This is a genomic window from Streptomyces sp. NPDC055287 (assembly GCF_053646035.1).
The window spans coordinates 89,150-104,557 of the sequence record NZ_JBSHNE010000023.1 but is presented as its reverse complement, the minus strand read 5'-3'; the positions used below and the strand labels follow the sequence as shown (position 1 = coordinate 104,557).

The 15,408-nt window shown below is 69.7% G+C and carries 9 protein-coding genes and 1 pseudogene; 8 read left to right on the top strand and 2 right to left on the bottom strand.

Translation table 11 applies throughout. The annotated features are described in order from the left end of the window. Window positions 1–26: 26 nt before the first annotated feature. Window positions 27–1,274, bottom strand: a complete 1,248-nt coding sequence (locus ACWIHY_RS28375; protein ID WP_454378604.1) for a hypothetical protein — start codon at window positions 1,272–1,274, stop codon at window positions 27–29. A 523-nt stretch (window positions 1,275–1,797) separates the two neighbouring features. On the opposite strand from ACWIHY_RS28375, the gene ACWIHY_RS28370 reads away from it, so the two are divergent. The 5 genes from ACWIHY_RS28370 (at window position 1,798) to ACWIHY_RS28350 (ending at window position 10,971) form a co-directional block, all read left to right on the top strand. Further along, on the top strand, window positions 1,798–2,262 hold the full coding sequence (locus tag ACWIHY_RS28370; protein WP_454378602.1) for a DUF6069 family protein: 465 nt from the start codon (window positions 1,798–1,800) through the stop codon (window positions 2,260–2,262). 1,625 nt (window positions 2,263–3,887) lie between these two features. After that, window positions 3,888–5,462: a hypothetical protein gene (locus tag ACWIHY_RS28365; RefSeq protein WP_454378600.1), complete on the top strand. Its 1,575-nt coding sequence runs from the start codon at window positions 3,888–3,890 to the stop codon at window positions 5,460–5,462. A 336-nt stretch (window positions 5,463–5,798) separates the two neighbouring features. Beyond that, entirely contained in the window at window positions 5,799–6,371 is a 573-nt protein-coding gene (locus tag ACWIHY_RS28360; RefSeq protein WP_454378610.1) for a GNAT family N-acetyltransferase, read from the top strand. Continuing rightward, window positions 6,332–6,559 (top strand): GNAT family N-acetyltransferase, encoded by a 228-nt coding sequence (locus ACWIHY_RS28355; RefSeq protein ID WP_454378608.1) that lies wholly within the window; start codon window positions 6,332–6,334, stop codon window positions 6,557–6,559. Before ACWIHY_RS28360 ends, ACWIHY_RS28355 begins: the two co-directional genes overlap by 40 nt. A 521-nt stretch (window positions 6,560–7,080) precedes the next feature. After that, the gene (locus ACWIHY_RS28350; RefSeq protein ID WP_454378599.1) at window positions 7,081–10,971 is read left to right on the top strand and encodes a hypothetical protein; all 3,891 of its coding nucleotides are present in this window, start codon (window positions 7,081–7,083) and stop codon (window positions 10,969–10,971) included. A gap of 13 nt (window positions 10,972–10,984) precedes the next feature. Here ACWIHY_RS28350 and ACWIHY_RS28345 read toward each other — a convergent pair. Beyond that, window positions 10,985–11,222 (bottom strand): annotated as a pseudogene (locus ACWIHY_RS28345) (DUF1266 domain-containing protein); the annotation flags it as partial. Window positions 11,223–11,426: 204 nt separating this feature from the next. Here ACWIHY_RS28345 and ACWIHY_RS28340 point away from each other — a divergent pair. The 3 genes from ACWIHY_RS28340 to ACWIHY_RS28330 all read left to right on the top strand — a co-directional run bounded on the left by ACWIHY_RS28340 (window position 11,427) and on the right by ACWIHY_RS28330 (window position 15,364). Further along, on the top strand, window positions 11,427–11,993 hold the full coding sequence (locus ACWIHY_RS28340) for a TetR/AcrR family transcriptional regulator (RefSeq protein ID WP_454378598.1): 567 nt from the start codon (window positions 11,427–11,429) through the stop codon (window positions 11,991–11,993). A gap of 78 nt (window positions 11,994–12,071) precedes the next feature. Further along, window positions 12,072–13,799 (top strand): alpha/beta fold hydrolase, encoded by a 1,728-nt coding sequence (locus ACWIHY_RS28335; RefSeq protein ID WP_454378597.1) that lies wholly within the window; start codon window positions 12,072–12,074, stop codon window positions 13,797–13,799. Between the two features lie 233 nt (window positions 13,800–14,032). Then, complete coding sequence (locus ACWIHY_RS28330) at window positions 14,033–15,364, top strand: cytochrome P450 (RefSeq protein WP_454378596.1); 1,332 nt, start codon at window positions 14,033–14,035, stop codon at window positions 15,362–15,364. The last annotated feature ends 44 nt before the right edge of the window (window positions 15,365–15,408 follow it).

Genomic DNA, 15,408 nt, shown 5'->3' with positions numbered 1-15,408 from the left:
TCTCGGTCGGCTGCCGACCGAGAAGGTCAGCCGCCGCGCTTGAGGCGTACGACGACGGGGGCGCCGAAGGGATCGCCGGACTGGTTGACCTGGACGTGTCCGGCACCCAGCCACTCATCTGTGCCGGGCACCCGGTGGATCTCCTTCAGCCACAGCGACTGGTTCGACCCCTTGCGGGCACCGGTCGACAGGGGCAGTCGGTCGCGCTTGATCTTCACGCAGCGGCCGTCGTCGGACAGATACCAGTTGCCGTCGAGGAACAGCCCCTTGTCGTCCTGGCCCACCGGGGTCCGCAGCGCGCATACGGCGGGCACGCCCTCCTGCTCGTCCCACTTCAAACCGTCCCAGCGCAGCCGGATGAACTCGTCCCCGGGTTCGTTCTCGACCTCGCCGTGGTTGAACGAGTTGCTGCCGTACGCGCGCACCTCACCGCTGTCGAGCACGAAGACCTGGCCGAGGCCGGCGCTGGGCTCCGGCGGGAGCGGCTCGTTGAAGCGGGCCTGCGGAGTCTCCACCGACTTCCAGGACGTGCCGTCCCAGTGCATAGATGCGGGCTGGCTGTACCGCTCGCCGTAGCTCAACTCGGTGCCCGGCCCGGTCGTGCGGCTGCCGACCGCCCAGACGTCGGCCGGTCCCACCACCGCGAGGTCGGACGAGCGGTACGGCAGCCGGGTCGTGGTCCAGCGGGTGCCGTCCCAGTGCTTGGCGGTCTGCTCGCCGTCGAGGACCCAGATGTCGTCCGGGCCCGCGGCCTCGAAGTCCCCGACACTGCCTGGCGGGGGGCTCGGCACCGCGGACCAGCGGGTGCCGTCCCACCTCGCCCAGCGGTTCACAGCGGTGCCATCTTCAGAGGTCTGCGGTCGCAGCCACAGTGCTTCCTCACCGACCTCTTCGAGCAGTGGCGGGTAGACGCTGGTGCCGAGAGTTTCAGGAAGGGGCTCGCGCTTCCACTGCGTACCGTCGTAGTGCAGCAGGTGGGCGTTGGACTGGCCGTTGCTCTCGGTGCCGACCGCCCAGATGTCGTTCTCGGCCAGAACGGCGACATCGCTGAGCTCTCCGCTGAAGTCAGCGATGTGCTCGAACTCCCAAGTGAGAGAGCCCGCAGGGGCTTTGGGCTGGGCATCCGTGCCACCGGAGTCCGCCTTGCCGGCGGGGCCCGTGGTCCGGGCGCCGTTCGGATCGGAGTCCGTGCCGCACCCCGCAGCCGTGAGCACAGTGGCCAGCACGACGACGGCCACCATCCCCCTGTGCCTGATTCCCGCAGCTCTGCGCATGGTCGCTCCCCCCTTGTCGCTCCTCCTCGGAGCGGTTCTCAGCGTGCGGCAGCGTACCCCGGTCGACCCGAGCCGCATGCTGCGGCGGGAGACGGCCAAGCCGGCGCAACTGTGGCCACGTCCTCGTGGCGTGCGAGGCCGTCTCATCGAGCGTGGTGACACTCCGACCGAGCCCCTCCCCCCGGCAGTCCTGCCTCTGCTTGTTACTCGGCAGATGCTCGGCAGATTCATGGCCTGGCGATGGCTGGCGGGCAAGGCGACACGGATGGGGACGGCGGCAGTCACGCTGTGGGGCATCGGCCGGGGCGGTGCTCGGCATGCCACGACACCAGCAGAGCACCAGCTTCCGCGCGGCATACGGATATCTCCGGACCCGACCGCGACTCACGGCGACCAATCAATGGCTCGCTACCCAGTGCTGCGACCGGGACTTGACCTCAAGTGCCGTTCAGGTTGGAGGCTTACTCGTACGCACCGCCGGCGGCCAAGGGCGGCGCAGCACTTCACACATTGGAGAAGCCCCATGTCGAGCAATACCGTTCAGAACCCCGGCCCCACCGTGCCCGACGCAACCCCCGTCCACGTCCACCGCTCCGGCCTCACCTGGTGGAAGGCACTGGTCACCGGGGCGGTCTGCGCGGTCGTCGTCAATCTGATCGTCCTCGCCGTCGCCAAGCTGGCCGATGCCTCGCTCATCATCGTCAACAGCGGCGAAGAGCATCCGATCGCGGCCGTGGGCGTCATCGGCGCCTCAGCCGTCCCGCTGGTCGTCGGGACGGGTGCTGCCCTGTTGCTGTCCCTGTGGAAACCGGTCTTCCTGCGGATCGCGCAGTACGTGGGCGGCGGCCTGGCACTGTTGTCGGTCGCCGGCCCGCTGTCGTCCGGCGCCGATGGCGGCACCGTCGCCGCCCTGGCCCTGATGCACATCACCCTCGGCGTGACGGTCGTCACCACGCTGGAACTCCACCGCCGCCACCGGCACCTCTAGTCCTGAACCAACCTTTGCCGGGTTGGGTGTCAGGCGGCGATGGGTAGGGGTCTGCCGTCGCAGGGGATGCCTTTCTCGCTGCGGATGCGGGCGCGTTCGCGTCGTTGTGCTGCGAGGGCGCCGGGGTGGCGGGCGTGCTTGTTGGCCGGGGTGTCAGGCTTCTCAGCGGGTGCGATCGGGCCGGCGGGGACGACTGCTCCGGGTCAGCTGCCTCCGCCACAGCCTCCGCCACCTCCGCCTCCTCCGCCTCCTCCGCAGCCGCCGCCTCCGCCTCCGCAGGAGGAACCGCCACCCCAAGACGAGCCACCCCGGTGGCTGCCCTCCCACCAGCTGCCCCCGCTCTTGTGCGGCCGCCGACCGCCGCGACTCCCAGCGGTCGCCGCCAGCCCCACGATCAGCAACACCACAATCGCCACCAGGCCAAAAGCCAAGATCCTCACGACCCTCACTGCCCTTCCAGTCCCCCGAAGCGAGGCGCTCGCTTCCTTGTGTGGCTGGGAGATGCCCCCGACCGCCGGAAGCCAAAGCGAACTTGAGCAACTCCAGAGGTTTGGCCCACCGGCCGCGACACCTAAGCCCCGGCCAGCACTACCGCGGCCCATCTCCAACCGCCGGCTGGACGAGCCATCTGCCGGTCAAGGGCGGCGGGTTCGACACGGATGGGCCGTTGGTGACGTCGCGGAATAGGCGGGAACTGACCGCCGATACGGGCCCAGGTGGATCGCGCACCACGGGTTCGACCTCGATGAGAGTCAACTTGGTCCACCATATGGCTGACGGTGCGAGGACTTACGATTCAAATGCTTTACTTCTAGGTATAACGTGACACAGGCATATGCCCGTGCGATCAGTTGCGCGAGAAAGCGCCTGCTGAACACCGGAATCACAGGCAATGTCACGAGCTATACGGAGAACGACCAGGTCTACCGAAGACAACACCTTCGCTGCCCTGGGACCCGCCAACGTTGACTTCCGGACTCATGCCACGAGGATCATCCATGGAGTAGAGATTTCTGACACCAACGCTGGCGTCATTACCACTTGCCGACGGGCAAAGTGGTAATCGTGTAGCAGGTGTCGGCACCGGTGAAAGTGGTGCGGGGGTACACGGAAAGGGTTGGCGGCACGTTCGGCTTTGGACAGCTGATGAATGGCCGCGCGGTAATTGTACTGACGAAGCGTTCACCTCCTCCATCAGCAGCGATCCATACCATGTATTCATCACTAAGCACGAAGGCAGCAACTCACTTTATGTGGCGCGGCGAACGAATGCCGGGTTTGAGGTCCGCTCGAAATCCACAGAGACCGGCGGAGAGTTCGGCTAGAGGGTCGCCGCCCGGCGGAATGGCGTCCGGGCATCTCGGTTTGAGCAGGCATACGCGGACGACAAGTCAAGGACAAGGGCGCCGATTCGTCGGCGACTTGAACGGGACCGCCCTCGCGGGGATCGCGTCCAGCCGGGGCGCGAGCGGCGTGATGGCATTGCGATTGCCGCCGGAGGATCACAGCCTAGCGGATCAGTCAAGCCGGGACGCAGTGTTCCGCTCGGCCAGCAGCACCTCGTGCAACTGCTGCCACACTCCGGGTCCCAGCCACGGAGTGTGGCAACTAACCTAGGAGTCTTTATGAGTGATCCAGTCGTCATCGAGATCCAACCTTATGAGACCGAGTCGGATGCCGCTCAAGCTGTGGCCAGTGACGTGGTGGCATTGAGTGGTGTACGTCAGAAGCTGCCCGGGAAGCACCTGCGTGTGTCCGACTTCCGGTTGCTGGACAAGGACGGGGGGAACGCCGCACCGTTCCAGGCTGTGGTTCACGACCCTGAGGCATATCGATCCGTGTTGGTCACCGGGCAGCTTTCCGCGCTCGGCGAGGCGGAAGTCCACTCTGTGCGGTTCCGGCCACGTCCGGATTCCGAAGAGTTCGCGCGAGCAGTCGAAGCGGTGGGCAGGCACTCCGAACTGGGTGAAGTGCTCTCCCGTGATGGTGCTCATGTGTATCGACCCATGCCTCCCCTGGCCGACATTGAGCACGCAGATGGTACGACCGACCGTGTCGTCACCGTTGGGGTGCGCGATCCGGGAGGCGAGGTGAAGCACCGCATCGTCGGGGTGCGAATGCGGGACAACGTCGTGGTTCCCTCACCTCCCGGAGTACCTGCCCCTGCGTCGTATGAATGCGAAACGACTCCGGGGGTGGACGACTGCCCTCAAGAGCGGCCGGGACACCACTCGGTCCGGGTACGTGTCCGCCGCGGTTCCACCGAGCTGTGGAATCTGATCGTCAGCCGTCCGTCCCATTCCTCCGGTACCAACGGCTCCGGGGCGGAACTGCGGTTCGTGGACTACCGCGGTACTCGCGTGCTGTACCAGGCTCATGTGCCGATCCTCAACGTCCAATACGGGGCGGACGGCCACGCCATCGGATGTGGCCCCACGTACCGCGACTGGCAGAACGAGGAAGCCTGCTTCACCGCTGACGGCAGTGATCCGGCGGGGCCTGGATACCGGCTGTGCCGCTCCGCCCCGGCCACCATCCTCGAAAGCGGAACCGACAGTGGGGACTTCCGTGGCGTTGCCTTCCACCACGACGGTTCCGAGCTGCGAATCGTCAGCGAGCTCACGGCAGGCTGGTACCGCTACATCAGCGACTGGCGGCTCGCCGACGATGGTGTAATCCGCCCCCGCTTCGGCTTCGCCGGCGTGAGCAATCCATGCACCTGCAAGGTGCACACCCACCATGCCTATTGGCGGTTCAACTTCGACATCGCTGGCGCCGCCGACGACCGCGCCGACGAGTACAACGACCCCCCGCTCGGGGGCAGTGCCTGGACGCACGTTCGCTTTGAGACCGGCCGGAAGCGACATCCACTGCACCGACGCCAGTGGCGTGTGGTCAATCGCGCCACCCATCAGGGCTATCACATTGTTCCTGGACCGAACGACGGCACTGCCGACGCCTACGGGGCCGGCGATCTATGGGTACTGCGTCATCGTGGCACCGAGATCGACGACGGTCAGGGCTTCACCACCGATCCCGCGTTGTCCAGGGCGCGCCTCGACAGTTTCATCGGGGGAGAGTCCGTGGACGGCAAGGACCTCGTTGTCTGGTACGGAGGCCACTTCCACCATGATGAGCACGACCACACACCGATCCCGCATGTAGTCGGCCCGGATCTGTACCCCGTAGGGCTAGGCTGACGAAAGGCGCTGAGGACGGCAGGGCCTACACCGAACAGGCCGGGCCCGGGCGTACGCCGTCCGCGCACATACTGGGCTGGGGGGTGCGTGGACGGTAGCCCGGCCCGCCGCAAGAGCTCTTCTGGGAGCGCACACCAGCGCGGAGCATCACCGACGGCTGAGCTTCCGGCCGACAGCAGCCTGCGTCCGCGGCGGCCTGACGCCCCGTATCAGAACGTGACGCTCCCTCCGCCGCGCAGCAACCGCGGACGCGGGCCGCCAGGCGGAACAAAGTGCTCTGAGCCCATGCTGGCCATTCGTAGACCGCCATGGTCAACGGATGCCTACGCTCCCCCCATGCCGAACTCAGAACTACAGCGGATCAACTCCTTCCTGACGGCCTTCGCCCGCCGCCAGGCCGCCCGCATCGTCGACCTCCCGGGCGGGTTCGCCGTATATGACGCCGCCTTCGCGCATTCCCGCGCGAACAACCAGGTCATCATCGACACGGCCGTTGACTCAGAGGCACTGCCCGCCATCGCGGAGGAGGCACTGGGGCATCTGCCACACCGCCTGATCTCCGTCCTGGACAACGAAATCGGAATGGCGTGCGCAGAGCCACTGATCCGGGCCGGATACACCCACTCCACCTATCTGGTCATGCTGCACGCAGGCCCGGTGCCAGCCGGTAGACCCGCGGAGGAGACGGACCTCGACGCCATACGCATCCCCCTCACCCGGCGATGGCGGGACCTCCTGCCGGACGTCGACGACGAGGTCATACGCCACCTCGTCGACCGACGAGAGGCCCGCCGCCGCGGGGCCGACGTCGTTCACTTCATCGGTGCCCGCACGGAGGGGGTGAGGTCGCCTCATGGGCCGACCTCTACCTGGACCCGGCAACCGGCACAGCGCAGATCGAGGACCTGATCACCTCGGAGGCCCACCTCAGGCGTGGTTACGCCGATGCTGTCCTGAAGACTGCCTTGCGCCTGTCCGCAGACCAGGACTGCGGTACCCGGTTCCTGACCGCCGATGCGACGGACTGGCCACGACACTGGTACGAGCGCCGCGGCTTTTCCGCCATCGGCCACTCGCACTGCTTCGAACGCAGCTGATCGCGAGGTCGAAGCAGTACCTCGTAGCTCACGGCGGAGCCGCTGTGGCTTTTGATCTACGGCTGAGTGGCGGCGCCGGGTCTTCGCCGGAGCCTCCCTTTGACTGGCCCCTCCATGCGCGCGTAGCCAAGAGCTGATCACGTCCGGACCGTCCCTGATGCGCGATCGTGATCACTGATTTCGCCCCTTCCGGGTGGAGCGCCACCAACGTGCGCCGTCGCCGTCAGGTCGCGCAGACGCTGCCCACAGTCAGATGCGGACCGCCTGCCGCGCCGTACACGCACCTTCTTCACCCCCCATCTGATCGCCGGATGCCGGCATCGTGCCCCGGTCATCGCCTTTTCCTGTGCGGGGCGGCCGGGACCGTCCCGCGCCCGCACTCAAGTGGGACAGTGCCGGCCAGCATCCCCGGGACAGCCCCGCCGGACTCCGGAGGCGTCATCGGAGCAAACCAGGCGCGCGGATGCGGAGTTGCCTGCGAGGCTGTCCCTCCAGATCAGCCGGCACGGGGAAACGGACGCATGATGACCGCCAGGCCGCTCACCTCCGCACAGCACCGCCGCGTGCAGTGGAAGGTCCTCGACCGCGCCATGGCCCGGTTCTCCACCGAATCGCTGATCGTGCTGCTCCACGCCGCGTTGGTCTCGCCGGGCAGCGCCCGCCTCCATGATCACCTGCTGTTGCTGTTCACGCGCGTTCTGCGCGTCCCCGCCCGCGGCGGCACTCCGGCCGGCGCCGCCGACCTGCCCGTGTTGGTGGAAACCGCGGTGCGGGCCGCGCCCGGACGCGGCGTCGTGACTGATCGGGATCCGGGCGATGTACGGAGCCGGGTGCGGTTCCGCGTGGCTGGGGAGCAGTTCCTGGTCCACCCCGGGCAGCTGGCCCACCCCCTGCTGGTCCTTCGCAGCCTGCAGCTGACGGCCCTGGCTGTCGACGAAACCCTGCACGAGGCCGTCGGGTTGGGGGTGGAGGACGTCCTCGACCTGGTGCTGCGCCTGACCGACCGGAGCCTCACCGCGCTCTCCCCGGCCTGGCCGGAGCCCGAAGACGCCCCGGGGCGCGAGGAGGGAGAGGAGGCGCGCGAGCTCTCCTGCCGGGTCACTCCCGCCGAGGTCCGTGCGGCCGCCGCGATCGCCCGCGCGGACCCCTCAGAACTCGTGGGGGCCTCTCGATGCCCCGAGCGCACGGAACGGGCACTTCAGTGGATGACCTGCAGCATCGCGGATCTATCACTGCGCTACCACCCCGACGCACCTCTGCTCGGCCCGGTACTCGCGGTCACCACGCATGGTCAGCGGCTGCCCGTGCCGGCCGGCGTCGCGACGGACGCCCTCGCCCCGGCCGTCGCCCAGCTGCTCGACTCCCTTTCCCCCGCCGGTCTGAAGGCGGCCGAGACGCGTGTCCAGGTGGTGACGGTCTCCCGGCTCGCCCAACTCCTGGACCTGGAAGCCGCTCCCGCCCGACCGGGCCCGGTGTGCCTGCTCACCTCGCCCAGTCATCGCTACGACATCGCCGTCGTCAGCGCGATCGCAGACGGCGTCTTGGCCGCGCGCGTGGAGGAAGGCCGGGCCGCGCTCGCCGACGTCCCGGCAGGTCGCGGCCGACTGGTTGTCTACGGCGGCCCCCGGTTTCTCGGGCCGGAGCTGATCCGCGACACCCTCTTCCTCCACGTGGAGGAGCTGGCCGAGATCGTCCACGACGCCGAAGGCGACCTCTCGGTCCTGGCCCTGTTCGTCTTGGAACTGACCGAGCATCCCGGCGTGCACGGCGTCTTCTACCGCGACGTGCTCGATGCGTGGTCGGCCTGGTTCCGCGAGGGAACGCTGCTGACGCCTGGTCCGGACGGTGACGACATCGCCGTTGTTCCCGTGACCGTACGCGACGAGGTCTGGGATCGGGCCGCCGCATGTGCGCGTATCGACGAGGTCCTTGCTGCCGCTGAGCTCCCGGCCGTACGGGACTTCCGGCACGCCCGGCTGAGCACACCGGAGCCGGGCGCAGACGGCGTGCAGGCCAACCTCTCACACATCGCCCCGGGCGGACCGCTGGTGGTGCGGGCTGCCACTGTGCCGCCGCTCGCGATCGTCGCCGTCCCTTCCCCCGAACCGGGCACCCTCATGGACGCGGCCGCCATGACCGGGCTCGCCGACGCGCTGCGCACTACGCTCACCACCATCGCGCCGGTCGCCGACCACGCCACGTTCCCCGACGGCACGCCCCTCATCGTGCAGGTGGCTGTCGCCGACCAGGCCCGCCAGCCCGCATCCGTCCGGCCTCCGGACGGCGACGACGATCCAGCGAACGAGGAGTGGCTGCTGCTGCACTCCGGAGCGGACCCGGACGCCGCGCGCATCTGGATCGACATCGACCCCCCACTGCTGAGCACGTTCACCGGCGACGGCTGCCAAGGACACCGCATCATGGGCCGGCTCATGCACCACCTGGTCGAGCAGGTCCGCCGCGGCCGCGGATCCGGACCTGGCACCGACGCGGAGGCCTTCGCTGTGGCCTGGAACAGCGCGTACCCGCTGCTGCGCCTCACCGCTGTCTCCAACGCATGGCCTGCCACGGTCCCCGCCCACGCCCTGCCGCACTCCCGGCACGTGCACGCCCGCGCCCTGCGCACCGCGGCCACCGCCCTCCGGCGTTCCGGGGTTCCGGCCGGCACCTGGCGCGGCCCGGATGCCTATCGTCGCGGGGGCCCCGCCGAGCAGCTGCTGCACGCGCTGGAGGAAGAGCTGGCCGAGCAGATCCGCACCCATCATCCCGCCCTGATGGGCGAGTTGGCGCGCCGTCTCAACGCCGCCTGGGCCCATCGCACCCGCTCGGCCCAGGAGAGCGCGGTGAATCTCGCCGCTCCCTGGGCGGCCAACTGGATCCGGGAGACCGTACACCGCCAGATCGACGGGGCGACGGCCACATCCGCCCTGCAGATGCTGCTGCAGCAGGCGCTCACCGCCCCGCCCGTCGGCGACCGGCCCGTCGACGTCCTCGCCGTCGCCGATCTCGTCGCGCTGGCCGAACTCGTGCTGCACAGCGGCATCACGGCGGTCTCCGCCGCTCGCCGCCTGCACGACCTTCACCTGGACACTGAATCCAGCGGCATCTTCACCCTCACCTCCGGCCCGGGCCCCGGTGACGACGAAGCCGCCCCGGCAACGGACGCCGCGCTCGGTTCGCACCTCGGTTTCGACATCGGCGCCTATCAGCACGCCCGACAGCAGCGCCTGATCGCCCAGGCCGTCACCGCGGGGCCCGAACTGGTCGACGCCGCCTCCGTACTCGCCTCCCCGACCGCCCGCACCGCGACCGCCTTCACCGCGCCGGACCTGCCCACCGGCAGCCAGCTCGCCCAGGCTGACCGGCTGCTCACCCGGCACTGGGGCTGCGACCTGGCCGCACTCGGTGCCGTCCTCGCCACCGTGGCCGACTGGCCCGTGGAGCCCGATAGCATCGCCACCGTCACGGCCGAGGACCTGGTAGCCGAGACCGCCGCCTGGTCCGCACTGCCCCTCGACCACCTCCACGCAGCCGTTGCCCGGCTACGCCTGCACCCGGGCAACGCCACCAGTACCGGCCCGCATGCCTACACCGAAGTCGAGCGCCGGACCCGTCCCCTGACCCACCCCCTGATCGCGGACGGCGAAACGCTCCTTGTCCTGCCCTGGTTGGCCTGCGCCGCCCGCGAGGCGTACGCGGCCTACCTCGATGACGGCCGGCTCCCGCACCCCGACATTCCTGCCCCGGTCACGCAGGCGCTGCACCGTCACCGCCAGCAGCTCGACCAGCGCCTGGAGCACGACGTCACGAAGGCCGCTCGTACGGCAGGGCTGCCGCACCGCTTCCGCCTCCTGGAGAAGACGGCCGCCGACCTCGGCGTCCCTGGCCTGGCTGGAGAGATCGACCTCCTCGTCGCCGACCCGGCCACCAGCCGCCTCTGGGTGATCGAGGCGAAGAACCCCACCGGCGCCGTCGCGCCGCACGCTTTGATCCAGCACATTCAAAAGTTCACGATCCGCTACCGCGACAAGCTCCTGGCCAAGGCTGCCACCATCGCTGCCCACCCGGCCCATGCAGCAGCAGCGTGCGGCGTCACCGAGAAGCACGACTGGCGCGTCCTGCCGCTGATGGTCACCCGCACCACCGAGCCCGCCGCCTTCATCACCGACCCCCACGTCCCCTACACCACGGCCGACCACCTCGCCGCAGTCCTGGCCTACGCCGCCGACCCGGCACCCGGCTGGATCCCCCGACCAGACGACGCCCAGCTCACGGCTCCAGCGGTGGCTGACAGACGTGACGGAAGGCGGCCGTCGAGGACACAACACACGGTGGGGTACGGCGATCGCGGCTCTGGGAACGCAGGGCAAGGCGGTCCAGCGCCGGGGCGCGGCCCGTTGGATCGGCCGTGAACAGCAGGACGGCCCCGTACTCCTCGTCGTCGAAGCGCGGCACTCTGCCCATTGCGTAGGCGGCAGAGAAGTCTCCCCACGAGTGGTAAGCCGACGTGCTCAGTGCTCCGGCGTGCACGTGGCCTGCTCGGCCTCGTGCGGATCGCACCACCGGGCTGCAGCCTCCAGCCGGCGAGGTACACGGCGCGCCCGTAGTCGCAGGCGACCGTAGTGGTGACCCTGCCGTCCGGCGGCAGCAACCCGGCGGCGCGCGGAACCGCGCTTCGTGCGCCCACCACGGACGAAGTCCGCCTCCTGCGCGACTGCCGCGAGCGCACGGCAGCCCCTCCCCCGGCGCGGCGATGACAGAGTGTGGGGCACCAAGGCGCGCGCTGACACGGCGCGGCGGATCAAGAAACCGCGTCCAGCCCGCCGACGTGCTTGAAATAATAGGAAGACCGGTCTATTTTCTGAGCATGGGACAGAAGGGGGAGGAGACCCGCGGCAAACTCCTGAACGCCACTCAGCGCCTCATCGAAACCGGGGGATACTACAACGCCGGGCTGAACCAGGTCGTCGCCGCGAGCGGCGCCCCGAAGGGGTCGCTGTACTTCCACTTCCCCGGCGGTAAAGACCAGTTGATCGAGGAAGCCGTCCGTCGGGGCGGCCAGGAGATCTCCGCGCTCCTCATCGGCCTCGAACAGGACTCCGACGGGGGCGGTACGACGGAGATGCTTGCCGCGCTCCTGAAGACCCTCGGCGACCGGCTGGAGGCGTCCGACTGGCGCCAGGGCTGCCCCGTGACGACCGTCGCCCTGGAGATGGCGGCCGGCAACACCGCGCTCCAGCGGGCCTGTTCCGACGTGTACGCGTCCTGGGAGGCCGCCCTCGCCGATCGTTTCGAGGCCGACGGCCACTCCTCCCCACAGTCCGCCGCCACGGCCGTTCTCGCCCTGATCGAGGGCGCCTTGGTACTGGCGAGGGCCCACCGGAGCCGCAACCCACTCGACCGGGCGACCCAGGCTCTCACCTGGCTGGCCTGATTCCCCCGGCCCACCCACCGGGTGGGCCCCTCCAGAGCTCGAAAATATGTAGATCGGTCTACTGAAAGTGAGCACGTCATGTCCTCATCCGCCGACACCCTCGTCCTCGGCGCCTCCGGCTTCGTCGGACGCGCACTCGTCGCCGAACTCCTCCGTCGCGGGCGGCAGGTGGCCGCCGCAGTACGCGGCCCGGCGGAGCCGCTGATCGCATCGCTGGCCGGCACGGGCGTCGACACCGGCGCGCTGACCGTCATCGCCGTCGACATCACCCGCCCCGGACTCGGCCTTCCGCCCGGCGCCCTTCCCGCCGTCCGTGACGTGTTCAACTGCGCGGCCCGCTTCGCCTTCGGGCTCGACCCCGCCGAGGCGCGGGCCGTGAATGTCACCGGAGCGGTCCACGTCGTCGAGTGGACCGCGACACGGCATGCCCCGCGCCGCCTGGTCCACATCAGCGGCTACCGCGTGAGCGGCGCGAGCGGTGACGACGACTACGACCGGCTCGGCGCCTACGAAGCCTCCAAGCAGGAGGGCGACACCGCGGTGCGTCGCCGCGCCGCCGAACTGGGCGTACCCCTCACCGTCGCGAACCCGGGCTCCGTGATAGGCCCCGGCCAGTACATCGGGCTGGCCTCGATGGTGGACGACCTGTGGCACGGTCGTCTGCCCGCCGTCCCCGGCACTCCCCGCACCTTCCTGCCGGTCGTTGGCCTCGACCACTTGACCCGTTTTCTCGCCGTGCTGCCCGAGGATCCGGGCGCCACCGGCCGGGACTACTGGATCCTCGACGACACGACCCCCGAACTCCCTGCCCTGCTGCGGCGCATCGCCGAGCACACCGGCGTACGCGCTCCCCGCCGCCACCTCCCCGTGCCGCTGCTGCGGCGCCTGCCCCGGACCCTGACCGGCGCGGACCCCGAGACGTTCTCCTTCTTGTCCACCGACCGCTACCCCACCGGCCCGGCGGACGCCTTCGCCCGCTCCCACGGTCTCGCCGCGCCACCGGTCGAGGAGGCGCTGCGCGCCTGGGCCGACCATCTCGTCGCCACGCGCTTCGGAAAAACCGGCGCACCGGCAGATCCGCACGGCTTCCACGACGTCGCGGGCAGCCGCACCTGGGTGGTCGGGGACCGGGAAGCGCCCGCGCATGTGCTGCTGCACGGTCTGCCGCTGGACGCCGAGTCATGGGTCCCGGTGAGCGCACGCCTGGGCAGCCGTACGCTCACCGCCGACCTCCCCGGCCTGGGCCGCTCCAGCCCGGCCGGCACCACTCTGGAAGGCTGGCTCGCGGAACTGCTGGAGCCGGTGACGAGCCGTCCGCTCCTCACGGCACACTCCCTCGCGTGCGGGCCCGCCGTGCGCTATGCCAGGCGGCACCCGGACCGGATCAGCGGGCTCGTGCTGATCGCGCCGGCCTTTCTCCAGGACGTGCCGCGCCGGTTCGGGCACGACCTCGTCGCCCCGGTGGCCCTGCGCCGGATGTCCGCCGCCCGGCTCGCCACCCGGCTCGGCGTCCCCACTGGTCCCGCCCTCGACAGCGCGGCGGCCGCCCTGCACCGGCCGGGCACCGCTCGGCGCACAGCGGCCGCCCTCCGCACGGCCCGCCGCCACTACGGCGCGCTGCGGCGGGAACTGGCCGACGTCGCGGTACCCGTCACCCTGGTCGCCGGAACATCCGACCCCCTGACCGTCACCGGGACACGCCATCTCACCGTCCCCGAAGCTGGGCACTACCCGCAGCTCACCCACCCCGAGGAGGTGGCCCGCATCCTCCTCCACGCGTCCGGCGGGCAGTATCCGAATCCGTGAGGACCGCCACGGCCCACGCCGGAGACGCCGGGTGCACCAATCGGGGATCACCGGTTGCCTAGAGGCTGACTGGTGCGCCCGCAGAACTGGTTCGAGGAGACCGGCGGGATCCGGCTATGCCGGCACAATGGCCGCACCGAGGCGGGCTGTCACCAGGTGTACCCGTTCCCGTACAGTCCGTGGTGCCAGCGCTCCGTTATGGCCAAACCCAGCGGTTGACCAGGAGAAGAAACATGGACACCGAAGCCAGTCTCGGCTCCCTTCCGTACGTTCCCGGGACGGGGCGGCCAATCCCCGAAGTCGAGCCTGGGCTCGTGGAGCGGTGGCGTTCGGGGGGAGGCGAGCTGGTCGGGCTGTTGTCCCAGGTGCGCGAGCGGTCCGGCGGCATCGCCGCGTTCCGACTAGGGCCGGCCCCCACCGTTCTCGTCACTGACCCGCAGGCGGTCCAGCACGTACTCGCCCGGAATCCGGAGCGGTACGTCAAGCGCTCCCACCGCGCCCGTGTGCTGATCGGCGACGGCGTCCTCGCCGCCACCGGTGCTGCGTGGAAGCGGCAACGCCGCTTGTTGCAGTCCCAGTTCACCGGCCCCGGGATACGCCGCTACGAACAGCGGATCAGCGAGGCTGCCCGGACCACCGCCGGGCGCTGGGGCCAGTACGCCCGTAGCGGGCAGACCCTCGATGTCGGGCAGGAGATGCGCCGGTTCGCCCTGGACACCATCTGGCGCTCTCTTACCGGGCATCCCCTCGACGACGGGACCGAACGCGAACTGGCCGCCGTGGCAGCCGTGACGGCCGCCCTTCCGACTCTGCCCGCTGATGTCACCGACGCCCAGGACGCCGTTGCCGCCGACCTCGCCCGGATCGATGCGGTCGCCCGGCACGCTATCGAGGCCGCCCGCAGCGGGGCGGCCGGCCCCGACAGTCCGGGCCTGCTGCACGTTCTCATCGACGCCGCCACCGAGCGCCCCGAGTACACCGACCGGCTGATCCGCGACGAGTTGGTCACGTTGCTCGTAGCCGGGCACGAGACCACCGCCACCACCCTGACCTGGCTCTACCTGCTCCTCGACCGGTACCCCACCGCCCGCGAACAAGCTCTCGCCGCCGGCAGCGAAGGCTCAGCCCAACGCCGCCAGGCCATCCAGGCCCTGGTCCATGAGACGCTCCGGCTCTACCCGTCCGCCTGGATCTTGCCCCGCCACGCCACCGAGGACGACACTCTGGCCGGCTACGCCGTCGAAGCGGGCACCGACATCCTGATCTGCCCGTACCTCACGCACCGCGATCCCGAACTGTGGCCAGACCCAGAGCGCTTCGACCCCCGGCGCTTCATCGCCCCGGACGGCAAACCTCCCCACACGGGCGCCTATTTCCCCTTCGGCATCGGTCCCCGAGCCTGCCTCGGTCTGCAATTCGCGCTCCGAGAATCGACCGTCCTGCTCGAACACCTGCTGCCGGCCCATACCCTGGCCTTCTGCTCCACCCCCACGAAGGCGGTGTACGGCATCACCGTCCGCCCCGACGGCCCCACCCCCGCAACCTTGGGCGCGCCCCTCACCTGAAGCGGGCCGTACCGGCCGTGGCGACGAAACCCCTTGCGCCTCGT

What these genes read in the sequence shown, in the direction of transcription:
- ACWIHY_RS28375 (WP_454378604.1), bottom strand. Translation starts at nt 1,274, where the DNA reads ATGCGCAGAGCTGCGGGAATCAGGCACAGGGGGATGGTGGCCGTCGTC.
- ACWIHY_RS28370 (WP_454378602.1), top strand. Translation starts at nt 1,798, where the DNA reads ATGTCGAGCAATACCGTTCAGAACCCCGGCCCCACCGTGCCCGACGCA.
- ACWIHY_RS28365 (WP_454378600.1), top strand. Translation starts at nt 3,888, where the DNA reads ATGAGTGATCCAGTCGTCATCGAGATCCAACCTTATGAGACCGAGTCG.
- ACWIHY_RS28360 (WP_454378610.1), top strand. Translation starts at nt 5,799, where the DNA reads ATGCCGAACTCAGAACTACAGCGGATCAACTCCTTCCTGACGGCCTTC.
- ACWIHY_RS28350 (WP_454378599.1), top strand. Translation starts at nt 7,081, where the DNA reads ATGATGACCGCCAGGCCGCTCACCTCCGCACAGCACCGCCGCGTGCAG.
- ACWIHY_RS28340 (WP_454378598.1), top strand. Translation starts at nt 11,427, where the DNA reads ATGGGACAGAAGGGGGAGGAGACCCGCGGCAAACTCCTGAACGCCACT.
- ACWIHY_RS28335 (WP_454378597.1), top strand. Translation starts at nt 12,072, where the DNA reads ATGTCCTCATCCGCCGACACCCTCGTCCTCGGCGCCTCCGGCTTCGTC.
- ACWIHY_RS28330 (WP_454378596.1), top strand. Translation starts at nt 14,033, where the DNA reads ATGGACACCGAAGCCAGTCTCGGCTCCCTTCCGTACGTTCCCGGGACG.